The sequence below is a fragment of the Stenotrophomonas acidaminiphila genome (assembly GCF_001431595.1).
Taxonomy (GTDB): domain Bacteria; phylum Pseudomonadota; class Gammaproteobacteria; order Xanthomonadales; family Xanthomonadaceae; genus Stenotrophomonas; species Stenotrophomonas acidaminiphila.
On record NZ_LDJO01000109.1, the window covers coordinates 1 to 519 of the forward strand.

1 protein-coding gene and 1 pseudogene are annotated in these 519 nt (G+C 69.9%); both read left to right on the plus strand.

The window, feature by feature from the left end:
• A pseudogene (locus tag ABB33_RS18715) lies at positions 1–104 on the plus strand (protein CapI); the annotation flags it as partial.
• A 70-nt stretch (positions 105–174) separates the two neighbouring features.
• Positions 175–519 (plus strand): glycosyltransferase family 2 protein (locus ABB33_RS17860; RefSeq protein ID WP_152985163.1); only part of this gene is annotated, 345 nt, incomplete at its 3' end.

The window sequence follows — 519 nt, forward strand, 5'->3', positions numbered from 1 at the left end:
CGCGCGCGCGCGCGGCCTTCGGCTTCGAGCCGGTCACGCCGATCGAGGCCGGGCTGCCGCCGGTGGTGGCCTGGTGCCGCGATTATTTCGGCGCCGCCGCCTGACCGATCTTCCATCCAGCCGCGTACCGGAAAATGCGCGGTCTTTTTTCCTACTGCACGAACGGATCCCGCGATGAGCCAACCCGCACTTTCGGTGGTCGTCCCCGTCTTCAACGAACGCGACAACGTCGCGCCCCTGGTCGGCGAGATCACCGCCGCGCTGCGCGGCCGGGTGGATTTCGAGATCGTCTATGTCGATGACGACTCCAGGGACGACACCCTGCAGGTACTGCGCTCGCTCAAGGCCGCCAACCCGGAGCTGCGCGTGCTGCACCATGTCAGCCAGAGCGGGCAGAGCACCGCCGTGCGCACCGGGGTCAAGGCCGCGCGCGGCCAGCAGTTTCGGGATGTCGGCCGGGTCGCTATGGCCCCCGCAGCAGAGGGTGGCGACCCACGGCCCGCGCGCGGCCTTCACCCC